16 protein-coding genes and 1 pseudogene are annotated in these 21,426 nt (G+C 63.5%); 4 read left to right on the top strand and 13 right to left on the bottom strand.

Annotated features, from left to right (window positions below):
* The first annotated feature begins 194 nt into the window (after nucleotides 1-194).
* Nucleotides 195-3,083 (top strand): TonB-dependent receptor plug domain-containing protein, encoded by a 2,889-nt coding sequence (locus AC1VV3_RS16800; RefSeq protein ID WP_482962969.1) that lies wholly within the window; start codon nucleotides 195-197, stop codon nucleotides 3,081-3,083.
* A gap of 254 nt (nucleotides 3,084-3,337) precedes the next feature.
* Here AC1VV3_RS16800 and AC1VV3_RS16795 read toward each other — a convergent pair whose 3' ends face one another.
* The 3 genes and pseudogenes from AC1VV3_RS16795 to AC1VV3_RS16785 all read right to left on the bottom strand — a co-directional run bounded on the left by AC1VV3_RS16795 (nucleotide 3,338) and on the right by AC1VV3_RS16785 (nucleotide 4,828).
* On the bottom strand, nucleotides 3,338-3,973 hold the full coding sequence (locus AC1VV3_RS16795) for a flavin monoamine oxidase family protein (RefSeq protein ID WP_482962968.1): 636 nt from the start codon (nucleotides 3,971-3,973) through the stop codon (nucleotides 3,338-3,340).
* 62 nt (nucleotides 3,974-4,035) lie between these two features.
* Nucleotides 4,036-4,230, bottom strand: a pseudogene (locus AC1VV3_RS16790) (NAD(P)-binding protein); the annotation flags it as partial.
* Nucleotides 4,231-4,414: 184 nt separating this feature from the next.
* Nucleotides 4,415-4,828, bottom strand: a complete 414-nt coding sequence (locus tag AC1VV3_RS16785; protein WP_482962967.1) for a hypothetical protein — start codon at nucleotides 4,826-4,828, stop codon at nucleotides 4,415-4,417.
* Nucleotides 4,829-5,229: 401 nt separating this feature from the next.
* Here AC1VV3_RS16785 and AC1VV3_RS16780 point away from each other — a divergent pair, with 401 nt between their 5' ends.
* Entirely contained in the window at nucleotides 5,230-6,801 is a 1,572-nt protein-coding gene (locus AC1VV3_RS16780) for a phospholipase D-like domain-containing protein (protein WP_482962966.1), read from the top strand.
* A gap of 77 nt (nucleotides 6,802-6,878) precedes the next feature.
* Here AC1VV3_RS16780 and AC1VV3_RS16775 read toward each other — a convergent pair whose 3' ends face one another.
* Complete coding sequence (locus AC1VV3_RS16775) at nucleotides 6,879-7,739, bottom strand: aldo/keto reductase family oxidoreductase (protein ID WP_482962965.1); 861 nt, start codon at nucleotides 7,737-7,739, stop codon at nucleotides 6,879-6,881.
* A 102-nt stretch (nucleotides 7,740-7,841) separates the two neighbouring features.
* Here AC1VV3_RS16775 and AC1VV3_RS16770 point away from each other — a divergent pair, with 102 nt between their 5' ends.
* Complete coding sequence (locus AC1VV3_RS16770) at nucleotides 7,842-8,738, top strand: LysR family transcriptional regulator (protein ID WP_431567483.1); 897 nt, start codon at nucleotides 7,842-7,844, stop codon at nucleotides 8,736-8,738.
* A 41-nt stretch (nucleotides 8,739-8,779) separates the two neighbouring features.
* On the opposite strand, the gene AC1VV3_RS16765 is transcribed toward AC1VV3_RS16770, so the two are convergent.
* A complete protein-coding gene (locus AC1VV3_RS16765; protein ID WP_431567484.1) occupies nucleotides 8,780-11,119 on the bottom strand; it encodes an arylsulfatase in 2,340 nt (779 codons plus the stop codon).
* An 88-nt stretch (nucleotides 11,120-11,207) separates the two neighbouring features.
* Here AC1VV3_RS16765 and AC1VV3_RS16760 point away from each other — a divergent pair, with 88 nt between their 5' ends.
* Nucleotides 11,208-12,092: a LysR family transcriptional regulator gene (locus tag AC1VV3_RS16760; RefSeq protein WP_431567485.1), complete on the top strand. Its 885-nt coding sequence runs from the start codon at nucleotides 11,208-11,210 to the stop codon at nucleotides 12,090-12,092.
* A gap of 24 nt (nucleotides 12,093-12,116) precedes the next feature.
* Here the strand turns inward: AC1VV3_RS16760 and AC1VV3_RS16755 are convergent, their stop codons facing one another.
* From AC1VV3_RS16755 to AC1VV3_RS16720, 8 genes are all read right to left on the bottom strand, one after another.
* Entirely contained in the window at nucleotides 12,117-13,394 is a 1,278-nt protein-coding gene (locus tag AC1VV3_RS16755; RefSeq protein WP_482962964.1) for an extracellular catalytic domain type 1 short-chain-length polyhydroxyalkanoate depolymerase, read from the bottom strand.
* 147 nt (nucleotides 13,395-13,541) lie between these two features.
* On the bottom strand, nucleotides 13,542-13,769 hold the full coding sequence (locus tag AC1VV3_RS16750) for a hypothetical protein (protein ID WP_482962963.1): 228 nt from the start codon (nucleotides 13,767-13,769) through the stop codon (nucleotides 13,542-13,544).
* A gap of 757 nt (nucleotides 13,770-14,526) precedes the next feature.
* The gene (aac(6'), locus tag AC1VV3_RS16745) at nucleotides 14,527-14,997 is read right to left on the bottom strand and encodes an aminoglycoside 6'-N-acetyltransferase (RefSeq protein ID WP_482963151.1); all 471 of its coding nucleotides are present in this window, start codon (nucleotides 14,995-14,997) and stop codon (nucleotides 14,527-14,529) included.
* Nucleotides 14,998-15,083: 86 nt separating this feature from the next.
* On the bottom strand, nucleotides 15,084-15,359 hold the full coding sequence (locus AC1VV3_RS16740) for an HU family DNA-binding protein (RefSeq protein ID WP_132266543.1): 276 nt from the start codon (nucleotides 15,357-15,359) through the stop codon (nucleotides 15,084-15,086).
* A gap of 272 nt (nucleotides 15,360-15,631) precedes the next feature.
* Nucleotides 15,632-18,151, bottom strand: a complete 2,520-nt coding sequence (locus AC1VV3_RS16735; RefSeq protein WP_482962962.1) for a TonB-dependent receptor plug domain-containing protein — start codon at nucleotides 18,149-18,151, stop codon at nucleotides 15,632-15,634.
* A 96-nt stretch (nucleotides 18,152-18,247) separates the two neighbouring features.
* Complete coding sequence (locus AC1VV3_RS16730; RefSeq protein WP_482962961.1) at nucleotides 18,248-19,186, bottom strand: ABC transporter substrate-binding protein; 939 nt, start codon at nucleotides 19,184-19,186, stop codon at nucleotides 18,248-18,250.
* 3 nt (nucleotides 19,187-19,189) lie between these two features.
* Complete coding sequence (locus AC1VV3_RS16725) at nucleotides 19,190-20,050, bottom strand: TauD/TfdA dioxygenase family protein (protein ID WP_482962960.1); 861 nt, start codon at nucleotides 20,048-20,050, stop codon at nucleotides 19,190-19,192.
* A 23-nt stretch (nucleotides 20,051-20,073) separates the two neighbouring features.
* Nucleotides 20,074-21,408 carry an LLM class flavin-dependent oxidoreductase gene (locus AC1VV3_RS16720; protein WP_482962959.1) on the bottom strand — a complete coding sequence of 445 codons (1,335 nt, stop codon included), beginning with the start codon at nucleotides 21,406-21,408 and terminating at the stop codon, nucleotides 20,074-20,076.
* Nucleotides 21,409-21,426 lie beyond the last annotated feature (18 nt).

Raw genomic sequence — 21,426 nt, 5'->3', positions numbered from 1 at the left:
AAGTGGGGGTACGTATATCGTATATTATGAGCCAGGCAACGGCGATGATGGCCTTGGCCGAGCGTGATGCAACTTGACAAATTTGTATGAAAAATATCGTATACGAATCGTTCGTGACAAATTGTTGCGGATCAGGGAGCGATAACCAAATGATAAATCGTCGGATCTCCGTAGCATGGCTACGGACGCTGCTCATGCTCAGCTGTCTTGCGCCTTCGGCAAATGCCTATGCGCAGACGGCCCCGGTTTCTGCTGATCAAACCGCGACCGACCGACCTGCCCAGGACATCGTCGTCACGGGATCGCGCATCCGGCGCGCCGCTGCCGACAGTCCTTCGCCGCTGGCGGTAGTCGACGCCGACCAGATCAAGGCGACCGGCACGCAGAACATTGCCGACGTCGTCAACCAACTCCCGGCCCTTGCAGTCACCCAAACGAACCAGACGAGCAATCTCGCCGGTAACGCGGGCGTCAATGCGCTCGACTTGCGCGGCATGGGCACGCAGCGCACGCTGGTGCTGGTCGACGGGCGCCGCCAGGTCGCTGCCATTCCCGGCACTTCGGCGGTGGACCTGAGCAATATCCCTTCCAGCCTCGTGCAGCGGGTGGAAGTGATTACCGGCGGCGCCTCCGCGCTTTACGGGGCCGATGCGGTCGCGGGCGTTGCCAACTTCATCCTCAAGAAGGACTTCCAGGGGATCGAGGCCAATACCCGCTACAACGCCTCGACACGCGGCGACATGGACACGTACGGGTTCGACCTGCTCGCGGGCACGAACTTTGCAGACCATCGCGGCAATGTGACGATCTACGGCTTCTACGAGAATACGCCCGGCACCGTGAGCGGCTCCGATCGCCCCTGGACGGCCGACGGTTATCCGATCTACGCCCGCACCAGCAGCTCCAGTCCCTATTTCATCCAGGATCACGTCCGCAACATCAACACGGCCGATGCCGCGCAAGTGGTGCTGGGCGGCAAGCTCTATTCGGTCAACCGCGACAGCGGCACCTTGCGCGATCCCATCCTCGGACCCGGCGGCCTGGTCAACGTCGTGCCGGTCAACCTCGGCACTTCCACCGACCCGCTGGGCACCTTGCTGACCGATGGCGGCGAATACAACGGCCGCTACGACGGCTGGTATCTCTCAGTTCCGTCCGAGCGCTTCAACACCCGCGCCTCGGCCAACTTCGAGGTGAGCGACGCGCTGAAGCTCTTCGCCAACGCCACGTTCGCGCACAATACCTCGAAGGCGGGGTTCCTTCAGATGACCGCATTCGGCACCGATGTGGTTCCCGCCGACAGCCCCTATATCACTGACGAGATGCGCGCAGCCAACGGCGGCGCGGTGCCCGCCGGCGGCGTCCAGTTCGCGCGGCGCTTCATGGAACTGCCGGCTCCGGTTACGGAATACGATCGCAAGCTGTTCCAGGCCGTGGCCGGCGCGGAAGGCGATTTCACGCTTTTCGCCCAGCCCTGGAACTATTCGACTTACTACAGTTACGGCAAGACCACCCAGCGGGTGCGCGATGTCAACTCGACCGCCTACGATCGCTGGTACATGGGCATCGACAGCACGACAGTTGCCAATGGCGAAGCCGTCTGCCGCAGTACGCTCGACGATCCTGGCAACGGATGCGTGGCGATCAACCCGCTGCGCACGCTGACCCCGGAGATGATCGACTACATCACCTATACCTCGCACTGGTCGAAATCGACACTGACGCAGCAGGTGCTCTCAGGCTATGTCTCGGGCGGCCTGTTCAACCTGCCGGGCGGTGCGGTACAGGTCGTGCTCGGCGGCGAGTACCGCAAGGAGCGCAACGATATCGGCGCCATCCCCGAGTACAATCCGGACAGTCCGCTCTACGATCCGACGATCGGCACCATGCAGGGCACTCTCGTCGGCAAATACTCGGTCAAGGAAGTCTACGGCGAAGTCCATGTTCCGATCCTGAAGGACACACCGTTCTTCGACACCCTGTCGCTCGACGGTGCCGTGCGCCTGTCGGACTACAGCACCGCTGGCTCGACCACGACGTGGAAATTCGGCGGCGAATGGGCGCCCATCCCCGATATCCGCTTCCGCGCCACTTACGGCCAGGCGGTACGCGCGCCGAACATCGGCGAACTCTACACGGCGGACAGCGTTTCGGGCCTCTGGATCACCGATCCGTGCAATGCCTATAATCTCGCCAACCGCGCGACCCGCACGCAGTACACGGCAGCCAACTGCGCGGCGATCAACCCGGCCGATACCGTAAGTTACTGGCTCTACCGCGACATCATTTCGAGCGGTAATCTCGACCTGAAGCCGGAGACCGCCAAGACCCTGACGCTCGGCGCCGTGTTGCAACCGCGCTTCGTGCCGGGGCTGTCGCTCACGGTCGATTACTACAACATCGACCTGCGCAACGCGATCGACGCCTTCGGCGCCCAGATGCTAATCGACAAGTGCGTGGACCAGTCCTCGCTGGACAACATCTTCTGCCCACTCATCCAGCGTGACGCCAACGGCAATCTCGAATCCGTGATGACCCAGAAGCTGAACCTGTCCCAGTACCTCACCCGGGGGATCGACTTCGGACTGAGCTACAGCCTGCCGCTCTCGCGGCTTGGCCTCGCCGACGATACGGGCAAGCTGTCGATCGACGCCAACTACACCCGCCTCCTCAATCGCCGCTATACGCTCGACCCAACCGATCCGGGCTCGATCACCGAGTACGCGGGCATCTTCGGATCGCCCAAGTGGAAAGGCGTGGTCCGCACGACCTACTCGCGCGAGGGCATGGGCTTTACCTGGAGCCTGCGCCACTTCTCGCCGATGAAGGCGGCCACCACGATCACGCCGGACAAGTACAGCAAAGTCTGGACACCGAACGTGTTCTACAACGACTTCTCGGCCTTCGTGGCATTGACCGATAACATCGAGCTGTCGGGCGGTCTCAACAATGCCTTCGACCGCAAGCCCCCGCGCATACCGGGTGCCGAAGCCGGCGGCGCCAACTTCGAACTGAGCTACCAGTCGGGCGTCTACGACGTGATCGGGCGTACGTTCTTCCTCAGCCTGCGCTTCCACCGCTGACCATCGGGCAGGCCCGGCTCCGTCTCGCCGGATCCGGGCCTGCCTTCAATACCGGAGCAGATCGATGATCCTGCCCCCCTATTTCGCTTTGCCCCGACCCTTGCGCTACCGCTCCTTACTTCCGCCTTCATTGATGCGGTCCATCGTGGCCGCAACCGCCAGCTGCGCCGCCGTGACGGCCCCGGAAAGATAGCCTGCTTCGGTGGGACTGGTTTCGCTCCCTGCAAGCGTCAGGTGCTGTTGCCATTCGCCCGTTACCCATGGCGCGCTGTCGGGAAGGATATGGCTGCCGCGCTGCGGTCCGCCGCTGTCGCGGTCAGGGGATGGGCTGCCCAATCCTTCAGGATCGTAGCGGTCGGTTGCCGGGCCTCGCTGCCGAAGATGCGCATCAGCTGATCGAGGCAGGCCCGCGTCAGCGCCGCCTCGCCCAGAGCCGCGCGCTGCTCGGCGCCGACGCCGAGGAAACCGAAGAGCGCGGCGCTGCCCGACGACGTGGTCGCATCGTGGATCTCCATCATCGGACCCACCATGCTTTGCGCCCTGCCGGACAGGCCGGCCTCACGCCAGAAAGGCTGATCGTAGAGCGCGAAGAACTTGGCGTGCGGCGCCATCCATGTCGGCGTGCCTCGCCAGCGCTGTACCGTCTCCGGGGGGACGCTCGGCGAAAAGCGCGTCGTCGCTTCGAGGAGGCGCGGAGGCAGAGCGGCGATCACATGGCGAACAAGAAGCGGTTCTGCGTCGCCGATGGTCAGCTCTACGCCCTTCGGCAAGAGAGCCATCGCCGTCCTGCGGGCTTTGAGCCTGATCCGCTCGGCCCGCAGATCGCGGGCCAGCGCGCGGACAAGGGATGACGTTCCCCCGACCAGCCGCATGCTCTGCTGATCCTGCACGACGCCCGATAGCGCTGGGCGGCTTCGCGTGACATGCGCTCAAATATCACATCGCCGTCGCTATTCTGGCAGAAAGCGGCAAGGCCCAGCTCCTCCACCAGTTCGTCGATGGCTGGCTGCATATGCGGCCAGTACCAGGACGGCCCCAAGTCGAACCCATCCTCGCTCGGCAGGCCATCCGCGCCGGCCGACAGGATGCGTCCCCCCAAGCGGTCCTGGGCGTCGAGCAAGACGAAGTCCACGTCTGCGGCCTGCAAACAGGCGGGCGACCGTCAGTCCCGCCAATCCACCACCGATGATCGCAACCTTGTCCGTCTTCACAGCTATTCCTCAATTTTGTTTGGCGACATCAGGGGGCTGGCCAGACTTCGGCGATCGCTCTGGCTGCCGCGTACATGCCAAAGCCAAAGACCGAATGGCCGATCGCGCTTTTCATGCGGGTCACGTTTGGCCGGGGTGTCTTCGACCCCGCGAGTCGTCGTCGGCGGACCCTTTGCAAAGCGCTGCGACCGCTTCCGCATTGGGATAGGCGATGGAAATTGCATGGTAGCCGCGTCTTGCCGCCGTCCGCACGATATCCTGAGTCATCGAGGTGGAAGTGCGCGTGCCGTCGACGAACAGAAACAGCTTTGCTTTGCGCGCCGTGCCGGCGGACGGAAGCAGCACGAGATGTCTGTCCTGCAGTCTTGTCACCGGGTTCGGCGCCTGCGTCGCCGCAGGATCGGCGGCGGAAACGGGTACATCGTGCCGTACAAGCCCGGCATCCCCGTCCGCCTCTCCGGCTGCCAGAGAAGGCACTGCAAACGCCAGGCAAGAGGCGATTGCGAACCACAGCGTCGCGGTCTTGCGCGGCATTCCAGGGGACGGTTTCATACGCTGCTCCATCGAGGCGTGAGGACAGAACCGGAATATGTGTGCCAACGGCAAGGTTGGGGAAGTTGTTCAGCATTCCAATCGCTTGGCAACCAGGCATGCCGGTATCCCGCCTTGTAGGTCGACAGGACATGAATGCTGGATGAGGGACTGGCCGTTAAGGACCGGCGAAACCCTCAAGCCTCTTGTCTTCACACCCAATTACGGCGGATTTTGCGTTCGTTGCGCGGGCACGACCTGCCACCCCCGCTTGTTCCTCGCGCCTTCAGCGTTCCCGACCATGCTTTGAAGATCGCGCTTTTCAGGCTGCACAAGTCTCGCCAGAGCCCGCCGCGAGACACCGCGCCCTTGGCAGATCACGCCAGGCCTGCGATGGCGAAGTCATGGACACACCTGATACCCTGCTCGAACCCGGACGCAATTGCTGGCGGATCGAGCGCGCGACCCGTGCCGCCGTCATCGTTGACGCAGATGATTATTTCAAAGCTGCACGCGCCGCGATGCTACGCGCGAAAAAGCAGATCCTGCTGGTCGGTTGGGACTTCGATGCCCGCATCCGGTTCGGCGGCGATAAGGACGACGGCGGGCCGGACCAGGTCGGTGCGTTTCTCAGTTGGCTCGTCCGGCGGACTCCGGGCCTGCAGGTCCACATCCTGCGCTGGGATACGGGTGCCATCAAGACGCTGTTTCACGGTCAGACGTTACTGAGAATAGCGCAGTGGATCAAAGATCCGCAAATTCACATGCGTCTCGACGGTCATCATCCCCCTACCGGATCGCATCACCAGAAAGTCGTCGTCATCGATGACGACGTCGCCTTCTGCGGCGGGATCGACATGACTGTCGATCGCTGGGACACGCGCCAACACGATGATGACGAACCCCGCCGTCTGGAGCCCGATGGCACGCCTTACGGTCCCTGGCACGATGCCACCACGATGCTCCAGGGGCCGGTCGCACGCACGCTGGGCGACATGTGCCGGAAACGCTGGGAAGTTTCGGGCGGAAGCGCGCTCGCTCTGGCTTCGTGCGATGCGGATTGCTGGCCAGAGGACGTCGAAAGCGACTTCACCGATGTGGAAGTGGGCATCGCGCTCACCGTTCCGGAAATGGCCGAACAGGAGCCTCGCCACGAGATCGAGGCTCTCTATGTCGACCTCATCATGCGGGCGAAGCGCTGGTTCTATGCCGAAAGCCAGTATTTCGCCTCAAGAAAGGTTGCAGAAGCCATCGCGCAGCGGCTGGCAGAGCCTGACGGCCCCGAATTCGTGATCGTCCATCCCACATCCGCGCAAGGCTGGCTTGAGCCGATCGCGATGGATTCCGCACGCGCCAGGTTGGTAGAGGCGCTGCAGCAGCGGGACGTCCATGGTCGCCTGCGGCTCTATCACCCCTATACCGCGAAGGGCCACCCCATCTATGTGCATGCCAAAGTGACGGTCGTCGACGATGAAGTGCTGCGCGTAGGGTCTTCGAATTTCAACAATCGTTCGCTCCGCCTGGACACCGAATGCGACGTCGTCATCGACGCCGGCCGGGAAGCCAATGCCGGCCAGCGCGGGACGATTGCCGGCATCCGCAACGCCCTTCTGGCCGAGCATCTCGATACGGACTGTCAGACGATCGAAGACCTGCTGGAACAGACCGGCTCGATCATTTCGACAATCGAAAAACTGCGCGGCGACGGCCGCTCGCTGCGGCCCTACGAAGTGCCGGACCTCGATTCCGTTCGCGAATGGCTCGCCGATCACAAAGTGCTAGATCCCGAAGGGCCGGGCGAGATGTTCGAGGCGATCTCCAAACGCACGCCGCTGCTCGCGCGTCTGAAGCACCGCCCTCATTTCAAGCGCCAGGATGGCGGTCTGTCGCTGGTCGGCGCCGGTATCCTTGCCGCGGGGGCAGCAGCCGGGATAGGCCTGCTCGCTACGGCCATTTCAAAGCGCTCGGATAAATAGCGCCGACCCCCAAATCACGCCCCGTTCGCGTCCGCCGGCAAGAGGGCACCCATCCGCCATCACCAGCACCTGGACCATTAAATGGCGTCGAGCCGTACCTTGACATCAGCGGGCAGTTCCAGCGCCGCGGCAGCCAGATTTTCCGCCAGATGTTCCAGGCTCGACGTCCCGGGGATCAGCAGAAGGTTCGGCGAGCGCGCAAGCAGCCAGGCCAAGGCCGTCTGCATGGGCGTTGCCCCGATCTCGGCGGCAAGCCCGGCCAAGGCGTCCGACTGGATGGGGCTGAACCCGCCCAGCGGGAAGAACGGCACATAAGCGATGCCCTGCGCTGCCAGAGCGTCCACGAGCAGATCGTCGCCCCGATGGACAAGATTGTACTGGTTCTGCACGCACGCGACCGGCGCGATGGCCTGGGCCTCGGCCACTTGTGCCATAGTGACGTTGCTGAGGCCGAGGTGCCGGATCAGACCCTGCTGACGCAGCCGCGCGAGAGCCGAGAACTGTTCCTCCAGAGAGCCTTCGCTCGGCGCATGGACATCCCCCATCAGCCGCAGGTTCACCACTTCGATCCGCTCCAGACCAAGGTTGCGCAAGTTGTCGTGGACGGCGCGGGTCAGTTCGTCCGCGCTCTGGGCCGGCAGCCAGGATGCGTCGGCTCCCCGCACCGCGCCGACCTTTGTCACGATGACCAGATCCTCACCGTAGGGGTGCAGGGCTTCGCGAATGATCTCGTTCGTCACATGCGGGCCGTAGAAATCACTGGTGTCGATATGGTTGACGCCCGCCTCCACAGCCGCGCGCAGCACCGCCACGGCTCCGGCGCGGTCCCGCGGGGGACCGAAGACGCCCGGTCCCGCCAGTTGCATGGCGCCGTAGCCCATGCGGTTCACGGGGCGGTCGCCCAGTTGGAAGGTTCCCGCCTTGGCAAGATCGATCATTGCATGTCTCCTGGCATAATGCTGCCCGAATATGGACTCCAACTCGCTGATCGATAAGACGGTCTATTGAGAACAGGTTGTACGGAAAATCGCACAATGCCGATGGAACTTGATGATCTTTCCGCCTTTGTCGCCGTGGCCAGCGCCAAGGGCTTTCGGGAGGCAGCCCGCATCTCCGGCGTGTCGGCATCCGGGCTCAGCGAAGCGCTGAGGCGCCTCGAAACCCGGTTGAACACCCGATTGCTTCATCGCAGCACCCGCAGCATATCCCTGACCGAAGCCGGCGCCCGGCTCTACGAAAGGATCGGACCGTCTCTCGCCGAGATCGGCGCCGCACTGGACAGCGTTCAGGCTCTTACCGATGAGCCGGCAGGCGCGCTGAAACTGAACGTGCCCGCCAACGTGGCACGCACGGTGCTGCCGGGAATTCTCCCCGGCTTCCTTGGCGCTCATCCGCATATCCGGGTGGAAGTCACCGTGGAGGACAGTTTCGTGGACATCCTCGCCTCCGGAGCGGACGCCGGTATCCGCTATGAGGAGCGCCTGGAGCAGGACATGATTGCGGTCCCTATCGGGCCGCGTGAACAGCGCCTTCTCACCGCCGCCGCGCCGTCCTATTTCGCAGCGCGAGGGCGCCCTGCCCATCCGCGCGACCTCGTTCATCACAATTGCATGCGCCTGCGCTTTGCCAGCGGCGCCATAGCGACCTGGGAGTTCGAGAAGGACGGCGAAGTGCTTCGTTTCGATCCCCCGGGATCGCTGCTGATCCAGCCGGGATCGGCATGCGACCTGTTGGTTGAAGCGGCCGTTTCGGGGCTCGGTATCGTGTGCCTGTTCGAGGATTGGCTGGCGCCTCACTTGCGGAGCGGCGCACTCGAAACCGTGCTCGAGGACTGGACACCTCCCTTTTCCGGACCGATGCTCTATTATTCCGGTCGCCGCCAAATCCCGCCGCCCTTGCGGGCGTTCATCGACTTTACGAGGTCCATCTCGGGCTGATCCTTTCTGACGGCGCCCAGCAATCCGGGCGCCCGGCGCAGTCAATCGAAATCCAGGCTGAGATGAGCGATGTCGCCCTCGATGCGGCCTTGCGGACTGCGATAGGCCGTTACCGGCACGCCCAGATCGCGTCCCACGTCCAGGGTTTCGCCGTTTCCAGCCGCCATCAGCATGGACGTGGGCAGACGCCCCGACGCGAGAGCTGCGCCATTCGCACTGAGCGTGACGGTGGCCGGGCCGCCCGGCCTGTCGACGGCGAAGCGCATGGTCAGCGTGACCGTACCTTCAGGCAGCGCCCGATCGGCGGCGACACGGGTGATCTCATCGGGATCGGTGGAACGCGCCGCAATGAACGCGGGACGGCCCTTGTCCAGATAGAGGCTCCACCCTCCGAAGCGGCTGCCGAACGCCATGACCGCCCCCGAAGCGGTGTCGCTATCCAGTCGCAGATCGGCAGCGAGCGTGAAGCTGCGCGCGAACGGCACCGGCTCCGTATTGGCGGGCAGGCTCACATCCTTGCCCCAGAAGTCGAAATGTTTGCGACCGCTGCCGCGCATCATCGCCGCTCCGCGCGCCATGCCGAAGCGGTGATCGAGCGGAAGCACGTTGTTGCGCGCCGCCTCCCGCTTCCACAGATCGAGCATGGTCTGAAGCCGGGCAGGCTCCTTCGCGGCAAGATCGTTCGACTGCGAAAAATCCCGATCGAGATTGTAGAGGGACCATTGCACCGGGGGCCGTTCACCGGCGGCAGGAAGGTTCTGCCACGCCAGGCGCCCATCATCACCCGAGAGGAACCAGCCATCGTGATAGAGGCCGGCCTTCCCGCCGATCTCGAAGTATTGGGTGCGCGGTTTTGCCGCATCGCAGGAGGCGAGGCTGGCCAGCAGGCTTTCGCCGTCCATCGGCTTCTGGCGGACGCCATAGACGCTTTGCGGCGCTGGCAAGCGCGCCGCCTCCAGTACCGTCGGCGCAATGTCCACCAGATGCGAGAACTGACCGCAGACCGCACCGGGATGCGCCATGTGTCCCTTCCAGGAAAGGATCATGCCGTTTCGGATGCCGCCCAGGAACGAGGCGTACTGCTTGGTCCAGCGCAGCGGCGTGTTCATCGCCCAGGCCCATCCGGCCGGGTAGCTTTCATAGGTCATCGAGCCGCCGAGCCGATCGATGTTGGCCTGCATCCATGCCTCGCTTTCATCATGCGAGCCCATCGAGCGCAGTTCGTTGATCGTGCCTTTCGGCCCTGCCTCCGCGCTGGCGCCATTGTCCCCGATCACCAGCGCAACCAAGGTATTGTCCAACTGGCCCATTCGCTGCAGTTCGTCGATCACGCGGCCGATCTGCTCGTCCTGATAGACAAGCTGCGCCGCGGCGACTTCCATCGTGCGTGCAGCGAAAGCCTTCTGGCCCGAAGTCAGGCTTTTCCAGGCCGGAATTTCCGCGGGGCGCGGGGTCAGCGGCGTACCTTTGGGTATGATGCCCATGGCAAGTTGCCGCCGCCAGGTCTGTTCGCGCTGAAGATCCCAGCCGGCATCGAACTTGCCCCTGAAACGCGCGATATAGTCCGCTGGAGCCTGATGCGGCGCATGGGTGGAGCCGGGCGCCATGTAGACGAGAAACGGCTTTTCCGGCGCTGCCGCCTTCTGGTTGTGGATCCAGCGGATCGCATCCTCGGCCAGGCGGCTGTCGAGCAGGCGTGCCTCTCCATCGTCCTGCTCAGCGCGCTGGACGCCGCGATAGAGGATTGGCGAATATTGGTCGCTATCCCCGCTGACGAACCCGTAGAAGTAATCGAACCCCAGACCGGTCGGCCAGCTGTCGAACGGCCCCGCCTCACTGCGTTCGTTGGACGGCAGGTTGTGATGCTTGCCGAACATCGCCGTGCTGTAGCCATTCAGCCGCAGGACCTGGGCGATCGTGGCGGTTTCCGGCAAGATTTTCCCGCCGTAGCCCGGAAATGGCGAAGGCACATCGCTCAACCAGCCGACCCCGGCGTTGTGATGGTTGCGACCGGTCAGCAGCGCCGCGCGGCTGGGCGAGCAGATCCCGGTGGTGTGAAAGCGATTGTAGCGCTGGCCCCGGGCTGCCAGCCGTTCGAAATTGGGTGTCGGAACGGGGCCGCCGAAAGCGCTGGACATCGCGAAACCGACGTCGTCGCTCATCATCAGGAAGACATTGGGCGCTCCGGCGGGCGCCTGGATCGCGGCTTGGGCAAAGCCTTTGGCATCCAGGACATTCTCCGCCACCGTTCCCGTGAACGGCGCGGCCGGCACGGGCAGGATCGTGCGAGCGGGCTGGCTATCCGCCGCCGCAGGGTGTGCGGACGCCGCCCCTGCCATCGCCAATGCCGCCGCGCCTGTCCGCCATCCGATCTTGCCCATCGCGTCCCTCCCTCGCTTCGTTCGCAGGCAAGTTAGGGCTCGCGCGATCAGGCTGTCCAATGCATATCAAGGCAACATTGCATGCATCATGGGAATACCGATGGACCTGCCGCGCCTGCGCCATATCGTTGCGGTCGCCCGTAACCAGAGCTTCTCGCGCGCGGCGGAGGAAGTGGGCATCACTCAGCCCGCGCTGAGCCGCAGCATCGCCGCCTTCGAGAAAAGGCACGGTGTCATGTTGTTCGATCGGGGGCGCGGCGGGGTCCATCCCACGGCTGCCGGACTGCATGTGATCGAACACGCGCAAAAGCTGCTTCACGCCGCGGGAGACCTGGAGCGCAGCCTTCGGCGCTATCCCGAAGGCAAGCCGGGACAAGTCGCCATCGGGCTTGGGCCGCTGATGGCCGGACTGTTCCTGCCGCACCTGGCCGGCTCTCTCCTGCATGCCTGGCCTGGAATCCGCATTCGCACCCTGGTGCGCGCGCCCGATCAACTCGTCACCGAACTGGTCAACGACCGGATCGAGATGATCCTCGGCAGCAACTGGAATCTCGGCCGCATCCCGAGCACAGGGATCGAGCGACTGGGCCGGATCGGCGTTGCCTTCATGGTGCGCGGCGGCCATCCCCTGTCTCGGCAAGGCCTGGTCACCAACGCCGATCTGGAGGATTATCCGGCCGCCAGTGCCGTCGAACTGCCAGATGGCCAGGGCGACCCGGCCGGAAGTTTCATCTGCGACAATTTTCACGTCCTGCGCGAAACGGTGCTGCGCAGCGATTGCGTCTGGATTTCCTCGCCTGCGTTCCTGGCCGATGATCTGCGCGAAGGGCGCATGGTCCAGTTGGAAGTCAGCGGATTCCCGCCCTCCCATAGCGAGGTCTGCCTGATTACGAAACGCAGCCGCACCCGTTCCCCGACAGTCACGGCCGTAGCGGAAAAAATCCGCACTCTCCTGGCGCAGGCGGAGGTATGATGTCGCTGCTCGCCTGTCCTGGTGCTAAGGCATGAGACCCGCGGCACGAAGCGCATCCTCGATCACTTTGCGCACGCCTGCCTCTCGGGTCCGGCCGCTCTGCCCGGATTCCGAGGGCGGGATCGGATGCAGGCGCCGGCCTTCATAAACCATCAGTCCGTTCATCTCGGCGGGTTCCGGAATTCGCGCCGTATCCGGAGAATGTTCGGCCGCCCTCGCTTCTTGGTGGTCATCGAGGAGTCCCCAAAAACTGCAGATCTGGTAGCTTGAGGAAACCCCCACTTCCAGCATGAAGGCCCCCGCCCGTCCGCACGCATCCTTGCCGGACGTCTTCAACGGGGTACCGTGCCCCATGCCGGCAATGCGATGATCCTCCATGACCGGGCGTCCGTGATGGTCCAGCCAGACACGGCGGGTATGGCTGCCCGTGGATTCGCTGAGATCCGGCGTCTCGCCGATATCGTGCAAGGCGCCCCATTGCCTCAGCAAGGCAGTGGCATTGAGGTCGGCTACCGTTGCATCCCCGCTGCCATGCCAGACCGAGAGCGTCGGCCACGGCCCAGTATGAGAGGTCGCCTCGCGGACCAGCATCTCCAACTCGCTCCGCTCGGGCATATTCTGGCCGCGCATGCGTTCGAGGGCCTGCGGCACACCATAGGCGCTCCCGTAAGGCAGACCGGCAACAACAGCGCCTCCCGCAAACACTTCGGGATAGGTCGCCAGCATGACCGCCGTCATGGCGCCGCCGGCAGAGAGGCCGGTCACATATATGCGGGCGGCGTCGATATTATGCCGGGCCACGACGGCCGCGATCATGTTTCTGATGGACTGCGCCTCGCCCGCACCGCGACGGCTGTCTTCTTTCGAAAACCAGTTGAAGCACAAGTTCGGATTGTTCGAAGCCTGCTGCTCGGGAAAAAGCAGAGCAAACCCATGCCTGTCGGCCATCTCGGACCATCCGGCACCCATGTCGTAGCCCGCCGCGTTCTGGGTGCAGCCGTGGAGTACCACCACCAGCGCCGGATGCTTGGACATGGTGGGAGGGAGATAGAGGTGCGCGCGCAGGGCTCCAGGGTTCTCCCCGAACTGGCTCAGTTCCCGCAGGCGGCTATGGCCCTGAAATGCGCCAGGTGCCGCCCCTTTCCGCAAGGCGGCCAAGTGAGCGATGGTCTCCGATATCGTTGGCATGGCATATCCTTGCTGAAATGGGGCAGGCACAGGATAGGAGCGCTCCACCATTTTGCTGCACTGCAACATCAAATGGTGACGAACGGGATTGTTGCAAGGTGAATCGGTTTTCAATTTTTGCCGGGCCGCTTCGAGCAGCCTTTAGCAGGCGTCACTCATAACAGCTCAAGCCACCGGCACCTCTCAGCGGCGGGCCAAGCCTCTCAACGCCGCAACAAGCTGACGGCGATCATCCCTTCCAATCTAGAAAGCGAATGCCAGCTAGTCGGGATGCGGCATCCGCCGACGGGTTCCGCGCTCGCGAACATTGTCCTGATCGACCGCGCCGAACACGACCTTGATCATGGTGAGTGCCCGCGAATTGATTTTTTCCGAGGCTTCCAGCCGGCGAACCGCGCGCGCAGGATCCCGATAGCCGATAGCCTTGCCAAGTTCGATTTCCGAAAGACCTCGGTTCTTGCGAGCTGCAGCCAGTTCGGCTCCGGTCATGAAAAACTCCCTGGTTTGATCGCAACGAGAAGCGAACCCGGCGGTTCTGGTCGAAACCGAAAAGGGTCGGGCTGCGCGCCGTAGCGGGCCAGAGTCCCGGATTCCAGTCCGGCACGGCACGCAATTCCGCAAATGCGCTCAGGTTATCAACAGCCTTGTCGTCAACCGGAATCCGCCTTGAGCGCAGCGACGATGAACCCGGCGGCAAGATGGCCTATCGAGCCAACCATGGAGTGATTGCCACCTCTACGGGCTGCCATTTCGGCGCTGCGCGTCGCTTGCCCTGGCTAAGAAGTTGGACACCCTTCCCTCGCTCCAGCAGGCCAGCGCAAGCCTTGCACCTGACCGCTGCCGTATCTCGATGACGCCTGACAGCCGGGTTGAGGCACGTCGGGGAGCGAGGCCGGCCATCGATCCTGTGGAAAGCGAGTGCTCCATTAGCTGACGCCGCCCACAATCTCGCGTATCAGGGCTTCATGGCCATCTTTTGCTTCATTGGACGGCATAAGCCATCACTTGTCTCGGTCTCTCGCGGCAAAGGTGACGGCTATCTTGCTCTATGCGACTCTTGCGGGGTACCGCTCGAACGATCTGCCCCAGGCGGATGGCATGCTGCGCGCCCCATGAAAGAGAGCCCGCTGGCAGCGACGCCTCCCGCTTAGGTGATACGCTCGCCGCGATCGCCTGCATCAGCCGAGGCTCAGACGCGGGCATGTTTGCATAAGCCGTTTTGCTGAAGCGGCAGCCCAAGCTGCCGTCAACTGAGCGAATGCGGATCGTCCAGAACCTTGCGGAAATACACGACCCGCTCGGTCTCCTCGAAATCCAGCGCAGCATGCACCGCGTGGGACGCGCTGTTCTCAAGCAGGGCGTCGGAGGCAAGCTCGGCGCAGCCTCGCTGCCGGGCCCACTGCTCGACAGCGCTAACCAAGCCGCGAGCGATGCCGAGACGGCGGCTGTCCTCGGCGACGTACAGTCCTTCGAGGAACGCGACCGGCGAGGTTTCGCAGCCATTGACGTAGTCGATGCGCAAAGCGGCTTCGGCAAACCCTATCAGTTCGCCGCGCGCACCCCGCGCGAGAAACCCGGCAAACAATTGCGGGCCTGACAGCATATCTGCAAGTTCTTCGCGGTGCTCGGCCGCAGTCCCGTCAGGCCAGAGCCCGGCCCGGAGCGGAGCCCACTCGTCGAGATCGCTTTCATCGCCAATCTCAATCCGCACGATCATCATTCGCGGTCTCACGGTCGGATTGGACAGCTGGCAAAGCAAGAGCGGCGCCGACCCAGCCGTCAGCGCCGCTCTCATGAGCCGGATCAGCCGTTCAGCTTGTCCTTGACCGCCTTGGCGACCGTGAAGGACAGCTTCTTCGAGGCCTTGATCGTCATCGCTTCGCCGGTCGCAGGATTGCGGCCTTCGCGCTCGGGGCTGTCCTTGACCTTGAACTTGCCAAAGCCATTCAGCGAGACTTCGTCGCCCTTGGCGGCCGCATCGCCGATCGCTTCGAACACGGCGTCGACGATCTTGCGGGCATCGGCCTTGGTGAGGTCGTGAGCGGCGGCAATGGTGTCGGCGAGATCGCTGTTATTCATGATTGGTTCGTCCTGTCGAAATCTTCGGGTCTGCCGCGCTCCTCGAAATGCGGGTCACAGCGGCAAAACCAAGCATGGATCATTGCAGGGCGCCTGCAAAGCCGATCAGTGCCCCCTACCCACACTCACGCACAGTTTGTCCACAGCCTGTGGATAGAGAAACGACAGAAACGAAAGCGCCTGCCGGGTTCCGCCACGAGTTCGTTCTTGAATTTCAGACGAATCGCTCCGCGCGGTGCGAGGATTTGGGCGTGCCAGTCCTTCGCGCCGCATCAGAACTTCGCGCCAAGTCTGGCATAATAGAAGCCGCCGCTGAGGCCGAAGGGCGCAAAGTTCCCGTACAGCCCCGATCCGTCTGCAGCGACGGTGCCGTTCCTGTCGGGATATGCGTCGAAGAGGTTGTTGGCACCGACAGCGATGTCGAGATTGTCGGTGAGTTGATAGCCCACTTCAGCGTCGGCCACCCATTTGGCACCATAAGTGCGGTCAGAAGCCGCCACATTGCTGGACTCGGTGTACTTGCCATAGCGCGTCACGCGGGCCAGCGCCCGGAACTTGGCCAGGGACCAGGTGCTGGACAACACCACCTTGCTGCGGGGCAGGGCCGCAACGAGATCGCGCTGGGCCTGCCGGCCGAACAAGGTGACGTTCAGGTCACTGAGTTCCTCGGGATTGTCGATGACATGGAGGATTTTCGTCTTGTTGTAGCTGTAGGCGGCGTTCAGGCGAAATGTGCCGAGCGAGGCGGTATCGAGCGTATATTCGCCGACGACATCGACCCCGCGCGTGCGGGTATCGATCGCGTTGGTGAAGAACTGGGCGCTATCCACGTCATCGATGCCGTTTTCGACGAGGATGTCCTTGATCGCCGCCCCGCCGTTGGATGCCGTACCCAGGAATTCGGTTTTCACGATACGGTCGTCGATACGGATCTGATAGGCATCGATCGTCAGGCGGAACGGGCCGGTCTCATAGGTCACGCCCGCCGTGAAATTGAGAGACTTCTCCGGCTTGAGCGGCTTTGCCCCCAGTGCAATCGCTGCTGCGCTGTTCACCGGCAGGAATTTCGACACGGTCGACACGCGCTCGTCACCGATAACCGTGACGGTGTTCTGCGTGGTCGAGAACGCCGTCTGCGCCAGCGACGGCGCGCGGAAGCCGGTGTTGACACCGCCGCGCAGCGCAAGTCCCTTCGCCAGTTCGATGCGGGTGGACGCCTTGGCGCTGAAGGTGTTGCCCGCGCTGTCGGAATAATGTTCGAACCGGCCGGCGACGCCGACAAACCAGCCCGGCATCACATCGGCGGAAACGTCCGCATAGGCCGCCAGGTTATTGCGGCTGATGCTTGTCGCGTCGGCCGGCGATGTGCCGGTGAAGGAAACGAGCCCCGGCGAGGGCGAACGGCCACCATAGAGCTGGCCGAAAGGCGTGTTATCCAAGGGGATCACGTAGCCGCCGTCCCTGTAGGAATCGGGCTCTCCTGCAATGTTCTGAAAACGCTCCCAGCGCTGCTCCGCGCCCAGGGAGAGGTTTAACGGCCCGGCAAGACCGAGATCCAGCTCGCGGCTGAGGTCAAGATTGCTCACCCACAGGTCCTGCTTCTGGCGGCCCATGAAAAAGCTGCTCTTGCTGTCCGGCCCCAGCGAGGGATTGAGCGTGTTCTCGGCGCCCAGCTTCACGTTGTCGCGCCCATAGCTGGTCGACAGGTCCAGCGACCATTCCGCAAACTGGGTGCGCAGTCCCACCGCCGTCTGCCAGTCCCATTCCCAGATGCGGCGGTAGGCCTGGAAGCCAGCAGGATAGAGCTGGGGCAAGACCGATGCGCCGGAACTGTTGGCGAGACCGTTATACCCGGTCGCTGCCGCGAAGTATGCGCCGCGGGCATCCTTGATGTTGCGGTAACTAAGCGTGGAGAACGAGTAGAGCGTGGTATCCTCGCCGACCGGCAATTCCGCATTGTAACTGGTGTCGACGATCTTGTCGCGATTGGAGCGGCCGTAGCCGCCGGCGATGAGATGGTCCGCATCGGCCTCCCTCGGATCGGGCTGGCCGTTCACCAGGGGATAGACATAAGGGATGGGCTCGGCCGAGGAATCGGCGCGGTCGTGATATTTCGCCTCTATGGAGAACCGTGCGAAGCCGCCGTCGCCCAGCGGCGTGCCGTAGGAGCCCGCGACTTGCGCCAAGGCGCCGCCTTTCTCGTAAAGCTGCCCGCCGGTCACCGAGAGTTCGCCGCCATGCGGAGAATTGTCGAGGATGATGTTGATGACGCCGGAAATCGCGTCGGATCCATATTGCGCGGCGGCACCGTCCCGCAGGACTTCGATCCTGCCGACCGAGCTGGTCGGGATCAGGTCGATGTCGACAGGCGTCGATCCGCCCGAGATGCGCGAGAGATTGTTGATCAGCGATGTCGTATGCCGCCGCTTGCCATTGACGAGCACGAGCACATAGTCACCCGAAAGCCCCCGGATCGAGATCGGCCGGACACTGGCCGAGGTCCCGCCGCCGCCCAGCGCAGGCATGCTCAGGGAGGGGATGATGTTGCCGAGTATCTCCTTGAGACCGGTGCGCCCGGTATTCTTCAGTTCCTGCGGGCTGATCACGTCGATCGGCACGGGGCTGTCCGCCACCGAACGCTGGATCCGGCCGCGCGCGCCGGTGACGACGATCGCGCCGGCATCTGCCTCCGCCGCAGTGCTGGCGGCATCGGCAACCTCTTCTGCTCTGGCAGGAGAAACGGCGATTATTGAAACACTCGCAAGGAAACCGGCAATTACAGTATTTTTCACTTAAGCCCCCAAATTAATAAGCACGAGAGCTTATTCCCATTCCCGTCATGAATATTTAAATTGAATTCCCTCAATTCAATTTCATTTCTGCTTATCTCAGATGTGATCCGCGAACGCCTTGTCGATCGGCCGCACAGTCTTGACCTCTCCGAAGCGGCGGAAAGTATCGAGCACGACTTGCTGATCGGAGATCACGCCGGCGTCGATCGGTACACGCAGACGCACATTCTTTTCCGCCGTCGCGCGCGCGATGTCCGGCGGCAGCCCGGTTTCCCTGGCAAGGACCGCGCCATATTGATCGACATGGTTCCGGGCCCACTGCAGGGCCTTTGCCTCTCGCGCGAGGAAATCGCTCAGCTGCGCGCGCTTGCGCTCGATGGCGCTTTCAGGCGCAACGTCGAAGCCGTAGCCCTGGACGAAGTCCCTGCCGTCGACGACGATGCGATCGCCCTCGGCCTGCGCCGCCGCGACATAGGGCATCCAGGTGGACCAGGCATCCACCGCACCGGTCTGGAGCGCGGCGCGGGAATCGCTGGGGGACAGGAACGCCAGCTCGACGTCGCCCGGACCGTAGCCCGAAGCCATCAGCGATCGCAGCACCAGGTAGTGCCCGACGCTGCCGCGCGTCGTGGCGATCCGCTTTCCTTTCAGGCCCTTGCCGTCGCGGACTGGCGAACGCGCCGGCACCAGGATGGAAAGCGCACCGTCGATACGGCTTTGTGTACGCTGCGCGCTCACGGCCTTGATCGGGCTCCCCGCCTGATAAGCGAACTGGAACGGGGCATCGCCGACCAATCCGAGATCGACCGCACTGCTGCCAAGCGCTTCAAGAAGATTCTGCGCCGCCGGGAATTCGGACCATTCGACTTCGTAGGAGACGCCATCGAGCGCACCGGAAGCCAGCATGAGCGATTTCGTGCCGCCCTTCTGGCTGCCTACCCGCAGCACGTCCGTATTCGCGCTGCCGCCCCGGCCGCAAGCGGCTAGGGCGGCAGTCGTGGCAAGTCCTGCAAGCAGGCCGCGTCTATCGATCATAGTTCAGAGATCCGTCCAGAGCGGCTCGTCCGCGATCAGGATGCGATGCAGCTCGCGCGGGAAATCGCCGTAATTGCGCACGGCGAAGTGCACCGTGGCACGATTGTCCCAGAACGCGACCGTGCCCGGCCGCCAGGAGAACCGCGCCTGAAGGTCCGGGCGCTTGTACTGGCGAAGCACCTCTTCCAGCAGTTCGCGGCTCTCCGACAGTTCCAGGCCGAGTATCTGCGGTTGCTGCGAGAAGTTGACCCAGAGGATCTTCTCTCCGGTCTCGCGATGCGTGCGTACGATCTTGTGCGCGACGATGGGGTATTCGTGGCCCGAAAGCTCCAGCGCGGGCACGAAGTTGTGCGTGACGTGCCTGCCCTCCAGGCGCTCCTTCAGTTCCGGTGCGAGGGTCTCGTATGCCAGGTTCGCGTCCACCCAGATCGTGTCGCCGCCTACTTCAGGCAGGTTCACATCGCGCAGCACCGCGCCCCAGGTCGGCACGAGCCGCCAACTCGTATCGGTGTGATAAGCCTCCCCGGCCCTGAGCTTGTAGCCGAGCTTCTTCTCGTATTCCCGGTCCTCCCGCGCAGCGATGGCGTGGACTTCCTTGTTCGCCGCATCGTGGCGCGTGGTGGGATGAGTGTAGAGCGGGCCGAAGTTCGCCGCGAAGGCCGCCTGCTGGGCGTCGTCGATGGATTGGTCTCGGAAGAACAGGACTTTCCACTTGAGAAGCGCGGCGCGGATGGAGGAGCGCAGCTCTTCCGTCAGGGGTTTGGAAAGGTCTACGCCCTCCACTTCAGCGCCGATGGTCGGCTGCACGGGGCGGATGACGAGGTCAGTGCTCGAAACGTCGAAAGTGGAAGCGGTGCTGGCCATGAATCTTCTCCTTTGCTTTCGTGTCAGGCGGCGTCGCGGCGCAGGCGCGCGGCGGTGTTGCGGTTGGCGGGAACGTCCAGCCCCAGCGTTTTGCGCAAGGTGCTGCCGGGGTAGTCGCGCTTGTAGATCCCGCGCGCCTGCAGGATCGGCACCACTTGATCGACGAAGACCTCAAGCTGGCCGGGCAGGGATTCGAACAGGTTGAAGCCATCCGATCCGCGCTGTTCGAGCCAGAGCTGGAAGCGGTCCGCGATCTGCTCGGGAGTGCCGGTAAAGTGGCTGCGCGGGGTGGCGACGCGCAGGGCAATTTCGCCCAGCGTCAGCCCGCGGGCGGCATCGGCCAGCACGCGCTCGGACGCGCTCTGGTTGCTCCTGCGCCCTTCTTCCGCGACTTGCTGCGGGAACGGGCCTTCAGGATCGTAGACGCTGAAATTGTGGTCGTTGAACGAACGGCCGAGCGCCCGAAGCGCGTTCTCCAGACTGACGAGGCCCGCCAGTTCGCCGTAGAGCCGCTCGGCCTCTTCCTCGGTCGAACCCACCACGGGCCGGCTGCCGGGAAGCACCAGAAGCTGCTCGGGATCACGGCCGAAGCCCCGCGCCCGCGCCTTGACATCGGCGTAGAAAGCCTGTGCCTCGGCAAGGTCCTCCTGGTGAGTGAAGATCGCCTCGGCATGGCGGGCGGCGAAGTTGCGGCCGTCTTCCGAGGAGCCCGCCTGGAAGATCACCGGCTGCCCCTGCGGCGAGCGCGAGATGTTGAGCGGGCCCTTTACGGAGAGAAATTCGCCCTTGTGGTTCAGTTCGTGGAGCTTGGCGGGATCGAGGAACTGTCCGCTGGCTTTGTCACGGACGAGCGCATCGTCTTCCCAGCTGTCCCAGAGGCCCTTGACGACGTCGAGATATTCCTCGGCGAGGCGATAGCGCACGTCATGGTCGAGGTGCTTGTCGCGTCCGAAGTTGGCCGCGCTCCCTTCCAGCCACGAGGTGACCACGTTCCAACCGGCCCGGCCGCCGCTGATATGGTCGAGCGAAGCGAATTGGCGGGCGAGGTTGTAGGCCTCGGTGTAGCTGACCGTGGCCGTGCCCACGAGGCCGATGCGTTCGGTCACCGCCGCCACCGCCGAGAGGATCGTCAGTGGTTCGAACCGGTTGAGATAGTGCGGAGAAGAACGCGCGTTGATCGAGACGCTATCGGCCACGAAGAGGTAGTCGAACTTTCCGCGCTCGGCGAGTTGCGCTTGCCGGGTATAGAACGAGAGGCTGGTGCTGGCATCGACCTGGGCGTCCGGGTGGCGCCAGTCGTCCCAACCGGGACCGACGCCGTGCAGGATGAAGCCGAGCTTGAGTTGTCGGGTGGTCATGTCTTTCCTCCTTCTGCG

Source organism: Novosphingobium sp. BL-S-34 (assembly GCF_056857015.1).
The sequence above is the reverse complement of the archived record's forward strand: the minus strand, read 5'-3'. Positions and strand labels throughout refer to the sequence as shown.

Bases quoted from the DNA above. Each gene is read 5' to 3' on its own strand.
- AC1VV3_RS16800 (WP_482962969.1), top strand. From the start codon at position 195: ATGCTCAGCTGTCTTGCGCCTTCGGCAAATGCCTATGCGCAGACGGCC.
- AC1VV3_RS16785 (WP_482962967.1), bottom strand. From the start codon at position 4,828: ATGCCGCGCAAGACCGCGACGCTGTGGTTCGCAATCGCCTCTTGCCTG.
- AC1VV3_RS16780 (WP_482962966.1), top strand. From the start codon at position 5,230: ATGGACACACCTGATACCCTGCTCGAACCCGGACGCAATTGCTGGCGG.
- AC1VV3_RS16775 (WP_482962965.1), bottom strand. From the start codon at position 7,739: ATGATCGATCTTGCCAAGGCGGGAACCTTCCAACTGGGCGACCGCCCC.
- AC1VV3_RS16770 (WP_431567483.1), top strand. From the start codon at position 7,842: ATGGAACTTGATGATCTTTCCGCCTTTGTCGCCGTGGCCAGCGCCAAG.
- AC1VV3_RS16765 (WP_431567484.1), bottom strand. From the start codon at position 11,119: ATGGGCAAGATCGGATGGCGGACAGGCGCGGCGGCATTGGCGATGGCA.
- AC1VV3_RS16760 (WP_431567485.1), top strand. From the start codon at position 11,208: ATGGGAATACCGATGGACCTGCCGCGCCTGCGCCATATCGTTGCGGTC.
- AC1VV3_RS16750 (WP_482962963.1), bottom strand. From the start codon at position 13,769: ATGACCGGAGCCGAACTGGCTGCAGCTCGCAAGAACCGAGGTCTTTCG.
- AC1VV3_RS16740 (WP_132266543.1), bottom strand. From the start codon at position 15,359: ATGAATAACAGCGATCTCGCCGACACCATTGCCGCCGCTCACGACCTC.
- AC1VV3_RS16730 (WP_482962961.1), bottom strand. From the start codon at position 19,186: ATGATCGATAGACGCGGCCTGCTTGCAGGACTTGCCACGACTGCCGCC.
- AC1VV3_RS16725 (WP_482962960.1), bottom strand. From the start codon at position 20,050: ATGGCCAGCACCGCTTCCACTTTCGACGTTTCGAGCACTGACCTCGTC.
- AC1VV3_RS16720 (WP_482962959.1), bottom strand. From the start codon at position 21,408: ATGACCACCCGACAACTCAAGCTCGGCTTCATCCTGCACGGCGTCGGT.